Consider the following 20,500-nt stretch of genomic DNA (forward strand, 5'->3'; position numbering starts at 1 on the left):
GTGCCTCGCCTTTTTTTAGTTAGTGCAGCAGCTTTAGATAACAGATCTCCTGCAACTTCACCTGTTCCAGCACCTGCTCACCGGTCCGCACCTGAATCCGGCCTGCTTCCGACTCGCAGAGCACCCCTTTGACTTCATCCCCTGCTGTCACCACAACCACCTTGTTGCCAACATGATGCAACAGCTGCAAGTACAGCGGAATGCCAAGAAACAAGTTGATCAGCTCTGGGCTGCACGAGACCACCCTCCCGAAATTCAGCACCAGATTGCGCCGCAGCTCGGGGTCAGCATCGGCGAGCTCTGCACCATGATGTCCGCCGCCGCTCATGCCATGCGCTGCTTCCTGTTCGGCAGACGTTTCCCGAGTCAATTTTGCCAGGCGCGGGAAGGGGACAAACACGCTCTGCCCGACCTGGTTCAGCCGGATAAAGTCCCGCCCGACATCTTGCAAGAGACCAAGCAGATGGTGTGGCTCTTCTTGGCATTCCACGTCGACCCGCACCAGCCTCCCGCGCAGTTCCCGCAAGCGCAGCATCAGCCGGTAGAAAAAGTTCGGATCGCGCCGAATGCTCAGCGTCCGCAGCAGCTCATTGGCCGTTTCGATGCACATCCGCAACTGATCGGCTGCTTCCGCCGGCAGAGGGGAAGTCGGCGACGAATAGCGCGGTTCCTCATGATTTGGACTCATCATCACAACTCCCCCCTTCCAGCGGAGCCAAAAACGGCAGTTTGTCGCCGAGCACCCGCATGATGCCCCACATCCCCAGCTCAATGTCCCAGCGGATGTTGCCGGAACGGTACAGATAGTCGCCCGGAATCGCCAGCATCCCGCCCGCTCCAAAGGTCAGGTAGAAGCTGTCGGCCGTCCCGACGGTGTTTTGACCCTTCACCGGCACGATCGTGGAGTGGAGATCCTGCGGGCTGCGCAGCCACGTATGCCCGTGAATGTGGAAGGCATGCCCGCGCGCCCGGTCGGCCGGGAAGACGAACCTCACGGTCACCGGATCGCCAGCATAGGCATAGAAGACAGGTGTTGCCGGATCGCCATGCACCTGCGAGGAGAAGACGGCGGCGGGATCGAATGTCCGGCGCAGTCGGTGAATGATCCGCTCCGAGCGGTAGTTGAAGCCGCGCGAACCTTGATCTTCAAAGTCCTCCAGCCCTTCGAGTCCCTCTTCGACCAGGATCGGCTCCGGATCGAGAATCAGCCGATCTGCTTTGTCGAGCAGCCGCACTCCGTCATGCATCAAAAGCACGAACTCGCGCATCTCGCCCAGCAGCGGGTGAGCGATGATCGCCTGGCTCCCGGCGTCCGCCTCCTGCCGCGTGGCCGGGTCGAGCACCCGAGAGCCTTTTGCTTCGGTGATCAGAACGCCAAACGCCCCGTGGTGGCGGTGGTTGCGCACATCGGCCATGTCCCAGAGGTTGCACGAGCCGATATTGCGATCGAGATACCAGCGGTAGGTGATGCGCTCGCCGGGGCCGATCGTCTGATCCGGGTTAAATCCAACCGTCGCGCCGTCCGACCCGCGCACATCGTAATCAACGAGCTGCGCATGCAGCGAAATGCGGCGCGAAGGCGGGAAAAACGCGTCGACCGGCACCTGCGGATAACCATGAATTCCGTGGTGGTGGAACTCGCCGCTCAACTGGTTGTGCAACGTCACTTCCACCACTTCGCCGACATTCCCGCGCAGAATCAGCGGTTCCGGATTGAGCAGCCCGGCGTGAATCGCCTCCACATCCTTGGCCAGTGTAAAAATCAGGCCATGCGGATCGTGATCGCCCGCCGCGTTGTAGATCAGATCGGCATTGATCGCCGCCACTTCATAACGTCTGACCGGCGCACCGGGCGGCCCCGGCTGGCCCGGATGCGCCGCTTTTGGCGGTCGGGCTCCCGTTGGCCTTGGCAGCGGATGCGTCCGCACCGGCGGAGCAGGGCGGTCGGGCAGCGGCAGCAAGTGCGGAACCCGTTCTTGGAACGAGCGCATGATTCCCCAGTTGCCAAGCCACAGATCGTCGACCGACCCGAAATGATACAGCATGTCAAAATCTCCGTGGCCTTCGATTGCAAATTCAAACGTAAACGACTCGGAGATGCCGATATGCTGCTGCTGGACGATCTCCGAATCCAAATCGCGCCGTTCGCGATGCCAGCGCTGGCGGTGCAGGTTAAAGCTGTGCGACTCCTCATGTGCGCCTTGCAACAGACGGATGCGGACCGGGTCACCATTGTACGTCTCCAAAAGCGGTGTCACCGGGTCTCCGTGCAGATAAGAAGAAAACACATACGCCGGGTCGCAGTCCGGCTGAGCCAAACGGAACTGCAGCGGCTCATTGCGGTAGTTGATGCCCATCACGCCAGGGTCTTCATGCGAGCCGGAAAAAGGCGGCGGATTGAGCGGACAGTCCTGTTTGTCAAACAGCATCGCGAAGTCGTGCACAAACAAGGTGAATTCCCGGAAGTTCGGCACCAGCGGATTGACGATCATCGCCTGCGTGCCGGAGCGAACCTCTTCGCCCGTGTGCGGATCGAGATAGATCGAGCCGCGCGGTTCGATGTTGATGCTGCCAAACACGCCGTGGTTCTGAATGGTGTTGGCGAACAGATGGTCATGGAAGAACGTTCCTTTCAGTTCCACATCGGCATACCACTGGTACTGAATGGTCTGGCCGGGCAACACGCTGGAGTCGTAGTTCCAGCCGACATTTGCCCCGTCGGCGACAAGCGGGTCGAATTTGACAAAATGGATGTGGGTCGCCGCTTCATACGTGCGAATCGCCAGTTGAAAGGCATTGCCGCCGATGACCTCCGGCGTTTTGTTGGTGCAGGTCAGGCGCACACAGTCACCGGCATTGGCGCGGATGACGAGCGGTTCGGGCGGTTTGCGCCCGGCGCGCACATCTGCTTCATCTTCGGCCAGCACATAGAGCCGTCCGTGCGGGTCGTACCAGCCTTCCTTGTTGTAGATGATCGGCATTTCGATCAGGACGAGGTCATATTCCCGCAGCGGCGTATCGGGGCGGGTCGGATTGACGAACACCGCGCCGGGCAACGCGTTGGGCGCATACTGATTCTCCTCCAGCTCCGTCGATTCGCGCGCGCCTTCCCCGATGATCCCAAGCGGCGGGCGGGGCGCTTTGCAGCCGACGATGCCGGGGATGAAATTGGGGAATCCGGGGCGTTCCGGCGTTGGCAGCGGCGGAAGCGGACGGTCGGGCAGCGGTTGCAGCGCCAGGATCGGCTCTCCGTTCGGGTAGCACTGGCTGCCGTCCTGCAGCGTATTGAAGATCCGCTGCATCCCCCACATGCCGTCCATAAAGTGCGGATAGAGATGGCAGTGAATGATGATGTCGCCAATCGCCCCTTGCAGGCTGCCCGCTCCGTACAGCGGGGAAACGGTATAAAAATTCTGCGGCGAGATCGCCTGTGAGTCGATGATCTCCGAATCGGGGTCCTCCACTTCGAACAGCCACTGGTGGACGTGGTAATGAAAGACGTGCGTTTCTTTGACGCCGCCGTGAATCACGCGGATCTTCAGCGGATCGCCGACATAAGAGCGCAGGATCGGCGTCGCAGGGTCGCCAAACACCCAGGAATCGTGATGCACCTCCTCGCCTTCGCAGCCCGGCCCGACGAGACCGGCATGGAGCAGATGCATCCGGTTGTGCTCGGGCTCGCTGCGGTAGGAGATCGAGTGGACGGTCACTTCTTGCTGCGTGTGCGGCGAGATCGGCTTGTTGCCGGTCAGGTCTTTGATCTCCATCTCATCATGGAAGAAAAAGGCGTACTCCCGGAAGGACGGCAGCAGCGGGTGGTGCAGATCGGCATACAGACCGCTCGGCAGTTCGCCGCCGGTGACCGGGTCGGTCCACCACGAGCCTTTGGGCTGGACGATCAAAGCTCCGAACAGGCCGTGCAGGTTGCTGCCAAGCTCGCTGGAGAGCGGGTTGCCGAGGTCGGTGAAAATGTGGATGCCTTCGCGGATCACCTTCCAGCGGTAGACTTGAAACGCGCCGGGTCCGCAGGGCGGCGCTGTCGAGTTTTCATTGCATCCGACAAAAGCGCCGTCAGACGTCTGCACGTCGTACTCGGCGCGCTGAATGTGCATCGAAGTCGCGAACGGCAGCTCATTTTCAAACAGCACTTCGATCTCGTCCCCGACATTGGCGCGGATCGTCAGCGGCTCAACCAGATCGACCGGAGCGAAAGGATTGGCGGCGACAAGCTGTTTGACCTTTGCTTCGTTTTCTTTCAGCACGTACATCATCCCGTTGGGATCGTGCTCGCCAAACTTGTTGACCACGATGCGGATCTGGATCGCGACGATATGGAAAAAGCGTTTCAAGCGCCATCGCCACGCTTCGTATGCCGGCCAGGTTCATTTTCGATGCGCGGGATCGGCGGGCCATCCCCTTCGATATAAAACACTTCCACTTCGTCAATGTGCAGGTTGATCGTCCTGCCTTCGAGCTCGGTGATCGACGTCGTTTCGATGATCAGCTGCAGATAATCGTTGGCCACACCGACGATTTCGCCGATCACCATAAACGGAAACGGGTTGATCAGAATAAAAGCGCGCCGTCCTGCCGCTTCTTGAAAGGCGAGGACAACATCGCGGCGGCGCAGCTCATTGACCGGCTGGCCGGCTTGATTAAAGGGAGTGGGCATGGGCAGTCCTCCTCTGATCAGGGGATAGGGAAACGGGTGCCGCAGTCAAAAGGCAGGAAATTGGAGATGCGCTCAATCGGAAATTGCAATGGAGTGGGGAAGCGGTGAAACGGAGCATTATTCATCTTGATGATCACGGGGTCTAAGGTGATGATGCCGTCTGTGACTTCCACGAGACGGCCGCAGAAAATAGGGCGAAAGGTCTGTCCCATGATGTTTAACTGGTCAGACACGGTGGTCAGCAGGATCTCTTGTCCCAGCAGGTCGGCGAACAGTTGGTTCTCCGGAAGCACGCGATTGGCTTCATTCATGTAAACAGGTCTCCTTTCCTAAGAAGATCGCATACGGTTATTCGCATTGTATGGGACAAATGGAGGTGCCGCCTGTGTATTTGTTCTCATTCCTTGAAAAATAGATGCCTGTACCTGACAGGCGCACGGGCTGCTGCATATTGGTATTACTAACGAGGAGAGGGGGTGGCCCGAAATGGATCGCAAGCGAATAGGCTTGAAATTGGACGCGCACTCCAAAAAAGAGCTGCTGGAGCTCTTGAAGTCCCATGTTAAGCAGGATCATATGCCGAAATCGCTGCATGAACTCCTCCACAAATGGACGGACGGCGGCGATGAAGCCGTTTCGGAAGAAACGGACCTGGAAGAGGCAGACACGTAAGCAACAAAAAAGTGACATCCCGCATCGGGATGCCACTTTTGTTCTTTTAGGCGGTCTCCGCCTGTTTTGGCGCACTGGTCTTCGCCGGACGGAAACGCAGGTACAGCATAAACGCTGCCGCCAGCACCATCACGGCGAGGGAGGTCCACTGCGCCGCCGTCAGCCCGGCGAAGCGGTCCGTATCGCCGCGCAGGAACTCGAGGGCAAACCGGCCTGCCGAGTACAAGATGTTGTAGGCCAAGAACAGGTAGCCGGTTGGCAAGCGGCGCATCTTAAACAGGAACAAGAGCGCCAGCACGATCAGGTCCCATTGCCCTTCCCAGACTTCGGCCGGCCAGAGCGGCTGCGAGCCGAACTCGGCATGGGCGATCGTGCCTTCCGGATAGACGAGGCCAAAATCGCTGCCGGTGGGAGAGCCATACGCATCGCCGTTCATGAAGCAGGCGATGCGGCCGACCGCTTGTCCCAAAATGATGCCCGGCGCTACGATGTCGGCGAACTCCCAGAAGTGAATCTTGTGCTTCCACGTGTACAAGCCGCCGCCGATAAAGCCGCCGACCAGCCCGCCCTGGATCGACATCCCGCCGTTCCAGATCGCAAACACGTCGAGCAGATGCTCCGAATAGTACGCCCATTCGAAAAAGAGCACCTGCCAGAGCCGCGCCCCAAGCAGTGCGCCAAGAATCGCCCAGATCGCCATCCCGGAAACGTGCTCTTCGTATTTCCGCTCCTGTTTGGCCATATAGGTGGCCAGTCCGATCGCCAACAAGATCGCGATCGCGACGATCGTTCCGTAGGAACGGATCGGGAAATCCCCGATGTAAAACAGTATTTGATGCACAGCTTCTACCTCCCAAGAACGAGCAGCCAGTATTTTCTACCAACATTGTAGCCGACTCGGGAGCAGAAAGGAAGAGACGAGGGGAGACTACGCCTTGACGATCAGGATCGAACCGACCACAATAAGAACACAGCCGGCCACGATGCCCAGCGTCACTTTTTCCTTGAGGAACAAAGCAGCGAGGATCAGCGTGAACACGATGCTCAAGCGGTCGATCGGGGCGACTTTGGAAGCGGCCGCATTTTGCAGTGCGCCGAAGTAAAACATCCACGACGCCGCACCGGCGAGGCCGGAGAGCACGATGAAGATCATCGGACGCAGCGCGATGTCTCGCACCTGCCCGATCGTGCCGTTAAAGGTGATAAACAGCAGCGTCGCCGCCGCCATCACCACAGCCCGCACTGCTGTTGCCACATTGGAGTCGATGCCTTTGATCCCGATTTTCCCGAGGATCGCCACAAAGGAAGCAAACAGCGCGGAAAGCAATCCATACATCAGCCAAGACACAAATTTCTGCCTCCTTTGTCAATCAACAGTTTCTGTTGGTATGTGCAGGAAGGGCAGAATTTAAACTTTTTGTGCAAACATCACCTAGACTATAGCGGATTTGGTGACATTCTAATATGATGTACTATATAGCACATTGATCAGGATATTGTATGTCACATTTCATTCGAGCGAACAAAAGGTGGTGGACACCATCGAATTGACCAAACGCCAAGGGCAAATCCTCGAGATCGTCCGTGAAGAAGGGCCGATCACCGGAGAGCAGATCGCAGAGAAACTGGGGCTGACCCGGGCGACGCTGCGTCCCGACCTGGCGATTCTGACGATGGCCGGTTTTTTAGAAGCGCGACCGCGTGTCGGTTACTTTTATGCCGGGAAGAAATCCGGGCAGATTTTTGGAGAACAGCTGCGGAAGCTGAAAGTGAAGCAATACAAGTCAGTGCCTGTCGTGATCAACGAAGAAGCGTCGGTGTATGACGCGATCGTCACGATGTTTATGGAAGATGTGGGCAGCATCTTTGTGGTCAAAGACGGCGGAATTCTGTCCGGCGTGATCTCGCGCAAGGACTTGCTCAAGGTGGCCATCGGCAATCAGGAAACGCAAAAAGTGCCGGTGTCGCTGACGATGACGCGGATGCCGAACATCGTGACCCTGTCGCTGGAGGACAGCGTGTACGAAGCGGCGAAGCGCTTGATCGATTATGCGATCGACTCGATTCCGGTCGTGCGTCCGCTCGATGATGCGGGCAAGCAGTTGGAAGTGGTCGGCCGCTTTACGAAAACTACGATCGCCAAGATCTTTGTGGAACTTGGCGAGATCAACGAAGTGTAGGAGGGATGCGGATGACGCCGATCGTGTATGTGATTTCAGACTCTGTGGGCGAAACGGCCGAATTTGTGGTGCGGGCGGCTGCGAGCCAGTTTAATGGCAGCCGCGCGGAGATCAGACGGATTTCCTACGTCGATGATATGGAGCCGATCCGGGAAACGGTGCAAGCCGCCAAGGAGATTGGCGCGCTGATCGCCTATACGCTGGTCATTCCGGAATTGAAGGAAGGGCTGGTCCGGGAAGCGGTCGAGCATGGCGTGACTGCCGTCGACATCATGGGGCCGATGGTGTCGGCGTTCCAAACGACGTTCCAAGCCGAACCGAAAAACCGCCCCGGTCTGGTGCACAAGCTGGACGATGAGTATTTCCGCCGTGTCGAAGCGATTGAGTTCGCCGTGAAATACGATGACGGCAAAGATCCGCGCGGTCTGCTCCGCGCCGATGTGATTCTGATCGGGGTGTCGCGCACATCGAAGACGCCGCTCTCGATGTTCCTCGCGCACAAGCGCCTGAAAGCGGCCAACGTGCCGCTGGTGCCGGAAGTGGAGCCGCCCGAAGAGCTGTTTGAAGTGTCGCCGCACAAGGTGATTGGCCTGACCATCTCGGCGAGCGAACTCAATCTGATCCGCACGGAGCGCCTGAAAGCGTTGGGATTGCGGGAAGAAGCGAACTATGCGGCATTTGAACGGATCAAGATGGAGCTCGAATATGCGGAGCGGATCATGGAGAAAGTCGGCTGCCCGGTGATCAATGTGTCCAACAAGGCGGTGGAAGAGACCACCAGCATCATCGTGGACCAGATCAAACGGGGGAGCGGCCGCTAGTGATCGTCCCGTTTGCAGAAGGCAGCCGTGAACTGCAGCATTTGCTCGGGAACAAAGGCGCGGGGCTGGCTGAGCTGATGCGCCTCGGGTATCGCGTCCCGGACGGGTTTACGTTGACCACCGCAGCCTGCCGCGCCTACTACGCAGCAGGACGGACGCTGACCCCGGAGCTTCGCGAAAATTTGCTGCGTCACCTGCGCGGCTTGGAGCAGCGGACAGGCAAACGCTTCGGTGACCCTGCTCATCCGCTGCTGCTCGCCATCCGCTCCGGCGCCGCTGAGTCGATGCCCGGCATGATGGACACGGTGCTGAATCTCGGGCTGAATGAAGCGGTGGTGCAAGGGTTGGCTGAGCAGACGGGGGACAGCAAGTTCGCCGCCGATTGCCAGCGCAGGCTGCACGAGATGTACGGTGCGGTTGTCAGCCGCGAGATTCCGGAGTCGCCGCTGGAGCAGCTGTTTCAAGCGGTCTGTGCGGTATTTGACTCCTGGAACAACCGGCGGGCGGTCGTCTACCGGCAGATTCACGGGATTTCTGACGAGCTGTATACGGCGGTGAATGTGCAGGAGATGGTGTTTGGCAATCTCGGCGCACGTTCGGCCGCCGGGGTGGTGTTTTCCCGCCATCCGGCGAGCGGCGAACCGGCTCTGCACGGCGAGATCCTGTACGGAGCGCAGGGGGAAGATGTGGTCGCCGGCGCCTTGACGCCGGAGCCGATCGAGACGCTGCGTGCAACGATGCCCCATGTCTATGCAGAACTGCTAACGGCGGCCCGGCAACTGGAAGCGCACTACCAAGATATGCAGGAGATCGAGTTTACTGTCCAAGACGGAGCGCTTTATCTGCTCCAGACGCGGGACGGCAAGCGTACCGTGCAGGCGGCGGTGAAGATCGCTGTCGATCTGGTGCAGGCAGGGCTGCTCGACCGGGCGGATGCGGTGCAGCGAGTTCAATTGCAGGAACTGAACAAACTTCTGCATCCCAGGCTCGACCCGACTGTGCAGGCAGCCCCGCTGGCGGAAGGCATTCCGGCCCTGCCGGGCGCTGCGAGCGGGCGCATCGCCCTCGACGCAGAGACGGCACTGGAACAGAGCCGCGCCGGACACGCCGTGCTGCTCGTGCGGCGCGAGACCGATCCGGACGACTATGAGGCGATGACCGAATCCCGCGGCATCCTGACCGCGTTTGGCGGCACCACGTCACACGCCGCCGTCACGGCGCTGCCGCTCGGCAAGCCCTGCATCGTCGGCTGTTCGGCGGTGGTGATCAACCTTGCGGCCCGAACGGTGGAGATCGGCGGACAACTCTTCTCCGAAGGGGATGTCCTGACACTGGACGGCGCAACGGGACGCATCTTCGCCGGTGCGCTGCCGCTGGCGAAACCGGATGTGCCGCCGGAAGTGGACGTGTTTTGGAAGTGGTTAACCGTGGACAACAATGCATAAAAACCCCTGTTAACAGACAGGGGTTTTTTCTATGCTTGTGAACTTTCTGTGTCGAAAGGCAGGGAATTTGCAAATCGGAAGGATTTTTTGGCGAAAGAGGCGTACATATTTAAGAAATGTTGTTTTCGCTCTTGACAAATCAACCAGCATGCGCTCAAGCGCGGAATATTTTTGTAGATGCGCGTCTATACTAGGGACGTACTTTAGAGGCTTAGAAGTGATTTTTTGTCGAAACGTGTCAAAATGTGTTTTTGTGAGCAGGAAATCACTGTGCATCGTAGAATATCTTTGCTTCGGTACACCATTCTGTGCGTTCGATTTTGTGTGATAGGCACAGAAGGATATTGTTGAATGTTGGCGAATATTTTACGTACTCAATGACAGACGAGGGTGATACGATGAAAAAACGTCTGCCTGAGGAAATCATCGAACGAGTACGTCAACATTTCGACATCGTTGATGTGATTGGTGAATATGTGCCACTGAAGAAGAGCGGTCGCGGGTATATGGGCTGCTGTCCGTTCCACAATGAGAAATCGCCGTCGTTTTCCGTCTCGCAGGACAAACAGCTTTACCACTGTTTTGGCTGCGGCGCGAGCGGCAATCTGTTCTCTTTCCTGAGGGATAAGGAAGGGATCACCTTTTTCGAAGCGGTGGAACAACTGGCCAAGCGCGCCAACATCGCACTTCCTGTCGAAGAGTTGGAAGACATCGATTCGCCCGAGTACAAGCGGCGCAAAGAGATGTTTCGCGCGCACGATTTGGCGGCAAAATACTATCACCACATCCTGATGAACACCGATGCGGGCCTGCCCGGGCTTCGGTATCTCGAATCGCGTGGCATCACCAAGACGATCATCGAGACCTTTCAGCTCGGCTATGCGCCAAACGCGTGGGATGTGCTCGTAAAATTCCTCTTAAAACGGGGATTTGCCGAAGATTTGCTCGTTGAAGCAGGGTTATTGTCGCAAAGCGAGAAATATAAAGGCAGATACTACGACAAGTTCCGCCATCGTGTGATGTTTCCCATCCATGACGGCCAGGGACAGGTGATTGGATTTGGCGGACGGATTCTCGACAAAGGGGAGCCGAAATACCTCAACTCTCCGGAGACGCCGTTGTTCTCCAAAGGACGCCATCTCTACAACTTGCATCGGGCACGACCGGTGATGCGGCAAGAGGGGCGCGTGATTCTGCTCGAAGGGTACATGGATGTGATCATGGCCTATCAGCACGGCATACCGAACACGGTGGCTGCCTTGGGAACCGCCTTGACGAACGATCAGGTTCGACTCTTGCAACGCAACGTAGAAGAGATCGTCATGATGTACGACGGTGACGCTGCCGGTCAGAAAGCAGCCGTAAGATCGTCCGAAGTCATCAAAGAATCAGGCGCAACTGTGAAAGCCAGGGTCGCAACAATCCCGGACGGATTGGACCCGGATGAGTTCCTGCGCAAATACGGCAAAGACGCGTTCGTTCGTGTCGTGCTTGACAACTCAAGCTCGATGACGGCGTTTCGCATGCATTCGCTTCGAAAAGAGTTCAACCTTGGCACACAATCCGGCAAGGAAGACTATATCAAAGAAGTGATTCACAAACTGCTCGTCACGGTCGGTTCACCGATTGAACTGGAAACGCTCCTGCGCGAACTCAGCGAGGAGTTCGGCTATCCCAAAGAGGCCATGGAGAAGGAACTTGCGCTCGCCAAGAAAAGCCCTCCTGCGGGGGATAAACCTGACAGGAAGTGGAATACTAATAGAAATAATGCGGGTGAAGTGAGCTTTGCGAGCACAGGACAACTGTTGCCGGCTCATATCAACGCAGAGCGGAAACTCCTTACTTATATGTTAATCGATGAAGGGGTAGCTAGACAAGTTCAATACACGCTGGCAGACGAATTTTCTGTGGATGAGCATGGGGCGCTGGCCGCCCATCTTTACGCGTTTTACGCAGAACACACACAGGCGGACCTCTCGCTGTTTATCGGCGGCCTTGAGGACCGTGAGCTTTTGAAGCTGGCGACTGCTCTTGCGATGGAAGCGGATCACTTGGATCGGCGGTCTGATCGTGTAGACGCCCTGGTACGTGAATATATTCAACGCATCAAGGTGTATCATTTGCAACTGGAAATGAAACGTTATGAACGGCAGATGATCGATTGTGGAAATCGAGGCGATACAGAAGGAATGCAGACGGCATACGACGAAATGAATCGTGTGAAGTCAATGATTCAATCTCTGGAAATTGCGCAAGCCGAAATATAAACGTTCGTTAACTACTCCTTAGGGAAGGAGGGGTCGGGATGGTGAAAAAAGTGAAACACACAGACACTCAACAGATGTCTTTGGAAGATGTAAAACAGATGCTTGTCGAAATCGGGAAAAAGCGCGGCGTAATCACCTACAGTGAGATTATGGACAAACTTTCCGCTTTCGATCAGGATTCGGATCAGATCGACGAATTCTTTGACCACCTCTCGGAGCAAGGGGTCGAGGTGATCAATGAAGCGGACGATGAACAGCCGTTTGAAGATGATGACGACGATGAGGATGAAGACGGCCCGAAAAGCCTCGATGAAGAAGAGGAATTCGACCTCGAAGATCTGAGCGTTCCGCCGGGCATCAAAATCAACGACCCGGTCCGCATGTATCTGAAAGAGATCGGCCGTGTGCCGCTGCTTTCTGCTGAAGAAGAGATCAACTTGGCGCTGCGCATCGAAAAAGGGGATGAAGAAGCGAAGCGCCGCCTGGCTGAAGCGAACTTGCGACTGGTGGTCTCGATCGCCAAGCGCTATGTCGGCCGTGGCATGCTGTTCCTTGACCTGATCCAAGAGGGGAATATGGGTCTGATCAAGGCTGTTGAGAAGTTCGATCACCAAAAAGGGTTTAAGTTTTCTACGTATGCCACCTGGTGGATTCGTCAGGCGATCACTCGTGCGATCGCAGACCAGGCCAGAACGATCCGGATTCCGGTACACATGGTGGAGACGATCAACAAGCTGATCCGCATCTCCCGTCAACTCTTGCAAGAACTCGGGCGCGAACCTACCGCCGAAGAGATTGCAGCTGAGATGGACATGAGCCCGGACAAAGTCCGCGAGATTCTGAAGATCGCTCAAGAGCCGGTATCGCTCGAAACGCCGATCGGCGAAGAGGACGATTCGCACCTCGGCGACTTCATCGAAGACCAGGATGCACTGGCGCCTGCAGATGCGGCTGCCTACGAACTGCTCAAGGAGCAGTTGGAAGATGTGCTCGATACGCTGACAGAACGTGAAGAAAACGTGCTCCGCCTGCGCTTCGGTCTCGATGACGGCCGTACCCGCACGCTCGAAGAAGTCGGGAAAGTCTTTGGCGTCACTCGTGAGCGGATTCGTCAGATTGAGGCGAAAGCGCTGCGCAAGCTGCGCCATCCGAGCCGCTCTAAGCGTCTCAAGGATTTCCTTGAATAGAACAATACCTTCGAACCTTCGCAGCACTCACTTCTTTCTTGGTGAGTGCTTTTTTATGCGATTTATCCGGGAGGCGTGAATCTTTGAACCCTGAGCAGAAGAAACTGATCATCGGCGAGATCAAGAAGTGGCGTGAGAGCAGACTGATCCCGACCGAATATTGCGACTTTTTGATGAACCTATACGCGGAAGGCGATGCCTTTTCGCATGATCAACAAGCGGGGAGCAAGGCCAAATCGAACTGGAAAGCCAGCGCGAACGGCGGTGTCCTCGGCAAGGTGCTGCTTGTGATCACAGGCTTGTTGTTGTTCTTGATCTTTGCCCTTAATTTTACCTTGTTTCCCGAGCCAATGCAAATTGCTGTCCTCCTGCTCGGAACGGCCATTCCATTCCTGATGGCCTACCGAAAACGGGGCAAAAGCTCGCTGGCACAGACAGTTTGGCTGTTTGTCGCCGTGGTGATGGTGGCACTGGTTGGATATTATTACCTCAGCACCGACGGACTGCTCGCCGATCGCGGGGCGCTCAGCGGCACGATGGCTGTGGTGTTTCTGGTCTGGCTGCTGGCCGGAGCGGTGTTTCGCTCGCGGCTGGTCAGCGGGATCGGGACACTTGGGCTCTTGCTGTTGTACGCCAATTTCTTAGAAATTGTCGCGCAAGTCGGAACAAGCTCCTATGGTGTGCAGCATTTCTATTTTATGATCCCTGCGTTTCTGGCGCTGTTTTTCGCTGCGGTGCTGGGGCGATACCGCGTGTACATCGCGCCGGTTTTTCTCGGGGGAGGTCTGCTCGCATTATTTGGGCCTGATTTGCGGATGCTAGTGTTTGGGCTGAGTATGGACCTTTTCATGCAGATCCTCGTGTTTTTGAAGCTCGCGGTGCTGATCACGCTGTTCATCGTGTACCATCCGGGCATCAAAAAGTGGGTCGGACAAGTGTCACAATAGGGCGAAAAGTATTGCCGTTTCTGACGGCGGTTGTGTATAATGATTTTAGATGAATGAATACGCACTCATTTTTCCGTTTCCATAGAGGAGGGTATCTCAATGAACTTTGATCTGACGCAAGATCAGATTATGATTCGCAACACCGTTCGCGATTTCGCGGAAGCTGAGATCAGACCGAACGCAGAGCATGTTGACAAGACGGGCGAATTCCCGTTTGACACGTTTATGAAGATGGGCGAACTCGGCCTCTTGGGCCTGCCGATCTCCGAAGAGTACGGCGGCGCTGGCGCTGACACGATCTCGTACGCGCTGGCAGTCGAAGAAGTTGGCCGCGCTTGCGGTTCGCACGGCCTGTCCTACGCGGCAGCAGTATCCCTGGGTTGCAACCCGTTTTACGCATTCGGCACCGAAGAGCAGAAGCAAAAGTGGCTCGTGCCGCTGGCAGAAGGCAAGATCCTCGGCGCATTTGGCCTGACCGAGCCGAACGCAGGCTCCGATGCATCCGGCACGCAAACCACCGCTGTGCTCGATGGCGATGAGTGGGTTGTAAACGGTTCCAAATGCTTCATCACCAACGTGTCCTTCGCGAAGATCTGCGTGGTGACCGCTGTCACCGACCGTTCCAAAGGGTCGAAAGGCATCACCGCGATCATCGTTCCGACCGATACTCCGGGATTCTCGACTTCCACGCCGTATGAAAAGCTTGGCCTGAAAGGTTCGAACACCGCGGAGATCATCCTCGACAACGTGCGCGTTCCGAAAGAAAACGTGCTCGGTACGGTCGACAACGGCTTCATCCAGTTCATGAAGACCCTCGACGGCGGCCGCATCTCGATCGGCGCTCTGTCGGTCGGTATCGCACAAGCTGCGCTGGACGCTTCCCTGCAATACGCACAGGAGCGCAAGCAGTTTGGCCAATCGATCTCCAAGTTCCAAGCGATCCAGTTCAAGCTCGCTGACATGGCGATGAACATCGAACTGGCGCGCACCGCTGTCCACAAAGCAGCATGGCTGAAAGATCAAGGCAAGCCGTTTGGCAAAGAAGCGGCGATGGCGAAACTGTTCGCTTCCGAGATCTGCATGCGCGCTTGCGACCAGGCGGTTCAAATTCATGGCGGCTACGGCTACATGAAAGAATACCCGGTAGAGCGTTACTTCCGCGACGCGAAGCTGATGGAAATCGGCGAAGGCACTTCCGAGATCCAACGCATCGTCATCGCTCGTCATATCGGTTGCTAAATTTAGCTAAATCCGATATACTATTAAACAGCAATCAAATATCCATTTGAACGGGTATATTGAACGCAGTCAACCAACCAACAATCCGCAACACCCCCTCGTCCTTCCGGGCGGGGGCTTTTTTTCTTAAAGGGTGCAGAAATTCAAACTTCGCGAACTGGCGCAGGAGAAGTTCCTCGTGAAATGGAAATATTTAGGAGGGCAGGCACGCTGACGGTGTCTGCCTTTGCCTATTGGATGTTGGGAAGGAGTGTGCAGGATGAAAGCGATATTTTTCGATCTGGATGGAACGCTTGGCGCACATGGACAGGGCAGCGGGGCGTTTTTAGTAAAAGCGCGGGAAGAGCTGCAGGCGAAGTTTCCTCAGAGATCGTTTGGCGAACCTCGGGACTTTTTGATGTCGTACCGCAGCATCAACAACCATTCGTGGGGCGCATGGGTCAAAAAAGAGCTCTTGCTGCCGGTCGAAGGCGTGAAAGTACATATTTGGCGCGAGCAGTTGAAGAAGTTTGGCGTGCCAGACGAGCAGGCGGCAGCATTGGCCGAAGAGCTGAATGCGGCGATGCTCACCGAGCACCCCGACGATTGGCAGCCTGCGCCGGGCGTGCAGGACGTGCTGAAGTGGGCAAAGGAGCAAGGGGTGAAACTGCTCGTCCTGTCCAACGGGGCGGAAGAGGCGCAGGTGCCGAAGCTGCAGGCGCACGGGCTGCTCGACTATTTTGATCATCTGGTGTTCTCGCAGTCGATCGGCTATTCGAAGCCGGACCCGCTGTATTTTGAACATGCTTTAACGCTTGCCGGATGCGCCGCTGAAGACGTAGTGATGATCGGGGACAGCTTCACGCATGACATCGAGCCGGCCGATTTCCTCGGGATGCGCCGGGTCTGGATTTTCGAGGACGCGCCGATCTTGGGATTGCCCGACGACAACTCGGTAGCGGAACTGCGCGATGTTCCTGTTCGTTTGGCCGCTTCGCTGGCATGAACGATCGCGACTGGCTGATCCTCAAAGTTTTGTACGAGAAACAAAACATCACGAAAGCGGCCGAAAGCTTGTACATGTCGCAGCCGGCGCTGACCAAACGAATCCGGGGGATCGAACAGGAATTTCAAGCGGTCCTCGTCGAGCGCGGCACCAAAGGAGTGCATTTCACAGCGCAAGGCGAGTATTTGGCTCAATGTGCCGATGAGATGCTGGAGCGGCTGCGTCAGATCAAGGAGACGACGCTGAATCTGGACGCAGAGGTCAGAGGAACGCTGCGGCTGGGGGTCTCGAACTATATCTCCAAGCACAAGCTGCCCCGTCTGCTCAAGCTGTTTCGCGAGCAATTTCCCCAGGTGGACTTTAAAGTGCTGACCGGATGGAGCCGGGATGTGTTTCATCTCGTCTACAATCAGCAGGTGCACATCGGGATTGTGCGCGGGGATTACCACTGGCAGGAGTCGAAACAGCTTTTGTTCGAGGAGGACATTTCGGTTGCTTCGACAGAAAAAATCGAGCTGGCCGACTTGCCGAAGCTGCCGCGGATCGAATACGCGATGGACCCGCTGATGCGCATGCTGATCGAGAACTGGTGGAGCCGCACGTTTGCGCAGCCGCCGCTGATCGGCATGGAAGTGGACAAAGGAGACACCTGCCGTGAGATGGTGATCAACGGGTTGGGGTATGGCATTTTGTCCAGCGCTTTGGTGGAGAAGGACCGGGATTTGCACCGCATCACCGTGCGCGATGAGCAGGGAGCGCCGATCGTCAGGCAAACGTGGATGTTTTACCGCGAAGCTGCGCTGGAAACGAAGCTGGTGCGCGAGTTCGTTCGGTTTGCTGAAAAGCTGGATTTTAAAAACGATCTGTAAGTGCCGGAAAAGCGCAGGAGGCTCCTGCGCTTTTTTTGCGATTCCATTTGGTGATGGCAAGCGATATCCGATTGGTATTTTAAGTTATGGCAAAGCCGTTCTATGATCAAGAGAGAAAGGGGGCACGAAGATGTATATTTTATTCGTCATTCTGTTGAACGTCATCGCGCCTGTTTTCTTGTTGATTGGGCTTGGTGCATGGTTGCATCGGAAATTCCAAATGGATCTGGGCACGCTGTCGAAGCTGACCACCTATCTGCTGATGCCTGCGGTCTCATTTCTGAACATTTATGAAAGCAATCTGGAGGGCGAGGCAGTCCTCGATATTTTAAGCTTCCTGCTCTTGCAAAGCGGATGCCTGATCCTCTTAACTTACGCCGTCGCCAAACTGTCCGGATGGGAGCGCGGGCTGTCGGCAACGTTTCAGAACAGCGTGGTGCTTCCGAACTCGGGCAACTTTGGTTTGCCGGTGAGCCAGGCGGTGTTTGCGAACAACCCGCTGGGTTTGTCGGTGCAGGTGATCGTCCTGATCTATCAAAATCTGCTCACCTACACGTATGGCTATCTCAATTCCGTCTCTGTAAACGCCAAAGGCTGGCAAGTGCTGCAGGAATTTTTGAAAAATCCGATCTGCTACGCGCTCCTGCTCGGGTTGGGCTTCAATACACTAGATCTGGAACTGCCCGACTTCGCGGGCCGGCCGCTCGAGTATCTCGGGAATGCATTTTTTGCGGTGGCGCTAGTGACTTTAGGCGCACAAAGCGCCCATCTGAAAATCGCCCGGCTCAACTGGCCGCTGGTGCTGAGTCTGGCGGGGCGCTGCATTGCAGCACCTGTCATCGCCTATTTCATCATCACCTTGCTTGGCATCGAAGGCACGGTGGCCCAAGCGCTGCTGATCGCCAGTTCCTTCCCGGTCTCCCGCAACAGCGCTTTGTTCGCGCTGGAGCATAACAATCATCCGGAATATGCGGCGCAGGCGGTGATCTTGTCCACGCTGCTCAGCTGCGTGACGGTCACGCTGGTTGTCTATGCAGCGAAGATGCTTTTTTGAGCCCGTACAGACCGGTGGCGATGATCAGCAATGCGCAGAGCAGGATGCCGGTGGACGGCGATACGATTTGAAAAAGCGGCGCGGCCAGCAGCAGTCCGGCAGCAAGGCCGCTTCCGGCGAGCAGTTGGCGGATCGAATACATCTTGCCGACATGCTCCGCCGGAAAACCGGTCTGAATGCGTCCGAGGATCAGCAGGTCGCCAATCGGGCTGCCAAAAGCGGCGATCGCCGCGCCGAGCATCGCGATCCCAAGCGTCCCGACCCCCATCACGGCAAATCCGGCGCCTAAGATCAGCTGGCCGATAAACATCGCCCGAAATCCCACTCGTGCAGCCAGACCGCCCGTGACGAGCAAGGATAGCACGTTGCCAATTCCGTAAGCGGCGACGATCAGCCCGTAGTCGCTGGCGCTGTCCGACAAAAGCGGTGCGCCGATCATAAAAGCAGCGCCCCACGCCACGTTGACCACGGCGAGGCTGCACAGCGCAAACAGCAGGGTCTTGTCCTGCAAGAGCAGTTGCCAAGCGGTGCGGATGTCCTGCCCGAGCCGATTGTGCCGGGCGGTGTGCGGCTGGTGCTTGGGGAACTCCTGACCGATCAGGAACAGCACCGCGCCGGAGACGAGATAAGTCAGCGCGTCGAGCAGGAAAAAGTCGGGCAAGGTCAGCCACAGCAGCAAGAGTCCGGTCAGGCCGGGGCCGAGGATGCGGGCGAAGCGGTGCGTGCTGTCGATCAGCGCATTGGCCGCATACAGCACGCCCGGCTCTTTGGTCAAAGCGGGCAGGCTGGCCTGCAGCGCCGGCTGAAACAAAGTGCCAAGCGCGGCGACCAGAACGTGGACCAGCAAGAGCGGCCACAGCGTGCCTTCGCCGAGCCAATGCCAGCTGAGCGGCAGGAGTCCAACGAGGAGCGCGCGCAATAGGTCTGAAAAGATCATCGTTTTCCGCCGGTCGAAGCGGTCCGCATAGGCACCGCCGAACAGCCCAAGCAGCAAGGCGGTGACGGTGCCCGCTCCGGTGAGCAGTCCTGCGCTGCTCCCCATCTGTTGCACCGCCATCCAAGTGATGGCGATGATGTACAGCTGATCGCCAAACGCGGACAGCATTTGCGACAGCCAGAGCCACACGAGGTGCGGCGTGCGTAAAAGAATAAGATAATTCACGAAAACTCCTCCCTTAGCCATCATCGTACAAGGGGAGGGGTTATTTATCAATCCGATATGATCTATAATGATTATTAGATTTTTTTATGGGGTGAGGTGAAAGGAATCGATACCAATCAACTGCAGACGTTCGACCAGATCGTGCGGCTGGGCAGTTTCAGCAAAGCAGCGCGGGTCTTGGACATCTCCCAGCCAACGATCTCGGCACGTCTGCGCCAACTGGAGCAGGAGGTCGGCGGCGCATTGCTGCTCCGCGGCGGGAGCAGGCTGGAATTGACGGAGCTCGGGCGCAGTTTCCTGCCTTATGCCCGGCAAGCGTTGGCGGTGCTGTCCAAAGGGGTGGAGACGGCAAGGCTGGCCGAGCAGGGCAAGCGCGGACAGGTGGTGATCGGCACGCTGCCGACGCTGGCGGCGGGATTTTTTGCGTCCGCCTTGGCGCGGGTGCGGGAGGAGAATCCGCAGTTGGGGATCGCCGTGCATACGGGGCATAACCGGGAGATCGTCGAGATGCTCTATGACGGTTTTATCAAAATTGGCTTTATGATCTGGCCGTACCTGAACGCCGATATAACGACACTGCTCGAAGTCGAAGAACCGCTGTTTGTCGCCGTCCCGGCCGCGCATCCGCTCGCACAGCGGGGCAAGGTCACGCTGGAAGAGCTGAAGGAGGAAGCCAATCCGTTTTGGCTGATCGACTGGGGCCATGAGGTCAAAGGCTGGCAGACCCTGCTCATCCGCGAGCTTGGCACCGAGATTGAAGTGCCGCCGCAGACGGCGCTCGATCTGCTCTTGCGCGGGCAAGGCGCGGCGCTCTTGACGCGGGCGATGGCCGGACGGGCGCTGATGAGCGGAGAGCTGGTCGAACTGCAGGTCGACGGGATGCCGAAGCTGAGCCGGAAAAGCGTTTTGGTGCAGCTCGGGCGTGATCTCCTGCCTCCTGCGGTGGAAGAGTTTGTCCGCTTGTTTCGGGAAGAAGCCAAGTTGGGATATAATAGTTGAG

The 20,500-nt window shown here is 57.0% G+C and carries 19 protein-coding genes; 12 read left to right on the top strand and 7 right to left on the bottom strand.

The annotated features are described in order from the left end of the window. Nucleotides 1-19: 19 nt before the first annotated feature. From CBW65_RS14270 to CBW65_RS14285, 4 genes are read right to left on the bottom strand one after another with little or no spacing between them, the layout of a single operon-like run. Nucleotides 20-691: a hypothetical protein gene (locus CBW65_RS14270; protein ID WP_087457402.1), complete on the bottom strand. Its 672-nt coding sequence runs from the start codon at nucleotides 689-691 to the stop codon at nucleotides 20-22. After that, nucleotides 672-4,349 carry a cupredoxin domain-containing protein gene (locus CBW65_RS14275; RefSeq protein WP_087457403.1) on the bottom strand — a complete coding sequence of 1,226 codons (3,678 nt, stop codon included), beginning with the start codon at nucleotides 4,347-4,349 and terminating at the stop codon, nucleotides 672-674. The genes CBW65_RS14270 and CBW65_RS14275 overlap by 20 nt, the downstream gene beginning before the upstream one ends. Then, nucleotides 4,346-4,672 (bottom strand): hypothetical protein, encoded by a 327-nt coding sequence (locus CBW65_RS14280; RefSeq protein ID WP_087457404.1) that lies wholly within the window; start codon nucleotides 4,670-4,672, stop codon nucleotides 4,346-4,348. Before CBW65_RS14280 ends, CBW65_RS14275 begins: the two co-directional genes overlap by 4 nt. A gap of 17 nt (nucleotides 4,673-4,689) precedes the next feature. After that, nucleotides 4,690-4,983: a hypothetical protein gene (locus tag CBW65_RS14285; RefSeq protein WP_087457405.1), complete on the bottom strand. Its 294-nt coding sequence runs from the start codon at nucleotides 4,981-4,983 to the stop codon at nucleotides 4,690-4,692. A 175-nt stretch (nucleotides 4,984-5,158) separates the two neighbouring features. Between CBW65_RS14285 and CBW65_RS14290 the strand changes: the two genes are divergently transcribed. Continuing rightward, nucleotides 5,159-5,344, top strand: a complete 186-nt coding sequence (locus CBW65_RS14290; RefSeq protein ID WP_087457406.1) for a hypothetical protein — start codon at nucleotides 5,159-5,161, stop codon at nucleotides 5,342-5,344. A 46-nt stretch (nucleotides 5,345-5,390) separates the two neighbouring features. On the opposite strand, the gene lgt is transcribed toward CBW65_RS14290, so the two are convergent. Both lgt and CBW65_RS14300 read right to left on the bottom strand, forming a co-directional pair. Beyond that, nucleotides 5,391-6,185 carry a prolipoprotein diacylglyceryl transferase gene (lgt, locus tag CBW65_RS14295; protein ID WP_087457407.1) on the bottom strand — a complete coding sequence of 265 codons (795 nt, stop codon included), beginning with the start codon at nucleotides 6,183-6,185 and terminating at the stop codon, nucleotides 5,391-5,393. Between the two features lie 87 nt (nucleotides 6,186-6,272). Beyond that, nucleotides 6,273-6,692 carry an EamA family transporter gene (locus CBW65_RS14300; RefSeq protein WP_232463335.1) on the bottom strand — a complete coding sequence of 140 codons (420 nt, stop codon included), beginning with the start codon at nucleotides 6,690-6,692 and terminating at the stop codon, nucleotides 6,273-6,275. Nucleotides 6,693-6,873: 181 nt separating this feature from the next. On the opposite strand from CBW65_RS14300, the gene CBW65_RS14305 reads away from it, so the two are divergent. From CBW65_RS14305 to CBW65_RS14350, 10 genes are all read left to right on the top strand, one after another. Then, complete coding sequence (locus tag CBW65_RS14305; RefSeq protein ID WP_408646489.1) at nucleotides 6,874-7,524, top strand: transcriptional regulator CcpN; 651 nt, start codon at nucleotides 6,874-6,876, stop codon at nucleotides 7,522-7,524. A 5-nt stretch (nucleotides 7,525-7,529) separates the two neighbouring features. Then, on the top strand, nucleotides 7,530-8,345 hold the full coding sequence (locus CBW65_RS14310; RefSeq protein ID WP_408646490.1) for a pyruvate, water dikinase regulatory protein: 816 nt from the start codon (nucleotides 7,530-7,532) through the stop codon (nucleotides 8,343-8,345). Further along, a complete protein-coding gene (locus tag CBW65_RS14315; RefSeq protein ID WP_157721951.1) occupies nucleotides 8,345-9,790 on the top strand; it encodes a pyruvate, phosphate dikinase in 1,446 nt (481 codons plus the stop codon). Before CBW65_RS14310 ends, CBW65_RS14315 begins: the two co-directional genes overlap by 1 nt. 398 nt (nucleotides 9,791-10,188) lie before the next feature. After that, the gene (dnaG, locus tag CBW65_RS14320; RefSeq protein ID WP_157721952.1) at nucleotides 10,189-12,057 is read left to right on the top strand and encodes a DNA primase; all 1,869 of its coding nucleotides are present in this window, start codon (nucleotides 10,189-10,191) and stop codon (nucleotides 12,055-12,057) included. A gap of 38 nt (nucleotides 12,058-12,095) precedes the next feature. Next, nucleotides 12,096-13,244: an RNA polymerase sigma factor RpoD gene (rpoD, locus tag CBW65_RS14325; RefSeq protein WP_087457411.1), complete on the top strand. Its 1,149-nt coding sequence runs from the start codon at nucleotides 12,096-12,098 to the stop codon at nucleotides 13,242-13,244. Between the two features lie 83 nt (nucleotides 13,245-13,327). Continuing rightward, nucleotides 13,328-14,191 (top strand): hypothetical protein, encoded by an 864-nt coding sequence (locus tag CBW65_RS14330; RefSeq protein WP_087457412.1) that lies wholly within the window; start codon nucleotides 13,328-13,330, stop codon nucleotides 14,189-14,191. A 99-nt stretch (nucleotides 14,192-14,290) separates the two neighbouring features. Beyond that, complete coding sequence (locus CBW65_RS14335; protein ID WP_087457413.1) at nucleotides 14,291-15,430, top strand: acyl-CoA dehydrogenase; 1,140 nt, start codon at nucleotides 14,291-14,293, stop codon at nucleotides 15,428-15,430. Nucleotides 15,431-15,689: 259 nt separating this feature from the next. Beyond that, complete coding sequence (locus CBW65_RS14340; RefSeq protein ID WP_087457414.1) at nucleotides 15,690-16,415, top strand: HAD family hydrolase; 726 nt, start codon at nucleotides 15,690-15,692, stop codon at nucleotides 16,413-16,415. Continuing rightward, nucleotides 16,412-17,284, top strand: coding sequence for a LysR family transcriptional regulator (locus tag CBW65_RS14345; protein ID WP_087457415.1), 873 nt, complete (start codon nucleotides 16,412-16,414; stop codon nucleotides 17,282-17,284). Before CBW65_RS14340 ends, CBW65_RS14345 begins: the two co-directional genes overlap by 4 nt. Nucleotides 17,285-17,414: 130 nt before the next feature. Then, the gene (locus tag CBW65_RS14350; protein WP_087457416.1) at nucleotides 17,415-18,338 is read left to right on the top strand and encodes an AEC family transporter; all 924 of its coding nucleotides are present in this window, start codon (nucleotides 17,415-17,417) and stop codon (nucleotides 18,336-18,338) included. On the opposite strand, the gene CBW65_RS14355 is transcribed toward CBW65_RS14350, so the two are convergent. Next, nucleotides 18,301-19,500 (bottom strand): MFS transporter, encoded by a 1,200-nt coding sequence (locus CBW65_RS14355; protein WP_157721953.1) that lies wholly within the window; start codon nucleotides 19,498-19,500, stop codon nucleotides 18,301-18,303. The genes CBW65_RS14350 and CBW65_RS14355 overlap by 38 nt on opposite strands. Before the next feature lie 96 nt (nucleotides 19,501-19,596). Between CBW65_RS14355 and CBW65_RS14360 the strand changes: the two genes are divergently transcribed. Next, complete coding sequence (locus CBW65_RS14360) at nucleotides 19,597-20,499, top strand: LysR family transcriptional regulator (protein ID WP_087457418.1); 903 nt, start codon at nucleotides 19,597-19,599, stop codon at nucleotides 20,497-20,499. The last annotated feature ends 1 nt before the right edge of the window (nucleotide 20,500 follow it).

The organism is Tumebacillus avium, from assembly GCF_002162355.1.
Taxonomy (GTDB): Bacteria; Bacillota; Bacilli; order Tumebacillales; family Tumebacillaceae; genus Tumebacillus_A; species Tumebacillus_A avium.

Bases quoted from the DNA above. Each gene is read 5' to 3' on its own strand.
- CBW65_RS14345 (WP_087457415.1), top strand. From the start codon at position 16,412: ATGAACGATCGCGACTGGCTGATCCTCAAAGTTTTGTACGAGAAACAA.
- CBW65_RS14340 (WP_087457414.1), top strand. From the start codon at position 15,690: ATGAAAGCGATATTTTTCGATCTGGATGGAACGCTTGGCGCACATGGA.
- rpoD (WP_087457411.1), top strand. From the start codon at position 12,096: ATGGTGAAAAAAGTGAAACACACAGACACTCAACAGATGTCTTTGGAA.
- CBW65_RS14285 (WP_087457405.1), bottom strand. From the start codon at position 4,983: ATGAATGAAGCCAATCGCGTGCTTCCGGAGAACCAACTGTTCGCCGAC.
- CBW65_RS14350 (WP_087457416.1), top strand. From the start codon at position 17,415: ATGTATATTTTATTCGTCATTCTGTTGAACGTCATCGCGCCTGTTTTC.
- CBW65_RS14280 (WP_087457404.1), bottom strand. From the start codon at position 4,672: ATGCCCACTCCCTTTAATCAAGCCGGCCAGCCGGTCAATGAGCTGCGC.
- CBW65_RS14310 (WP_408646490.1), top strand. From the start codon at position 7,530: ATGCGGATGACGCCGATCGTGTATGTGATTTCAGACTCTGTGGGCGAA.
- CBW65_RS14335 (WP_087457413.1), top strand. From the start codon at position 14,291: ATGAACTTTGATCTGACGCAAGATCAGATTATGATTCGCAACACCGTT.
- dnaG (WP_157721952.1), top strand. From the start codon at position 10,189: ATGAAAAAACGTCTGCCTGAGGAAATCATCGAACGAGTACGTCAACAT.
- CBW65_RS14270 (WP_087457402.1), bottom strand. From the start codon at position 691: ATGATGAGTCCAAATCATGAGGAACCGCGCTATTCGTCGCCGACTTCC.
- CBW65_RS14290 (WP_087457406.1), top strand. From the start codon at position 5,159: ATGGATCGCAAGCGAATAGGCTTGAAATTGGACGCGCACTCCAAAAAA.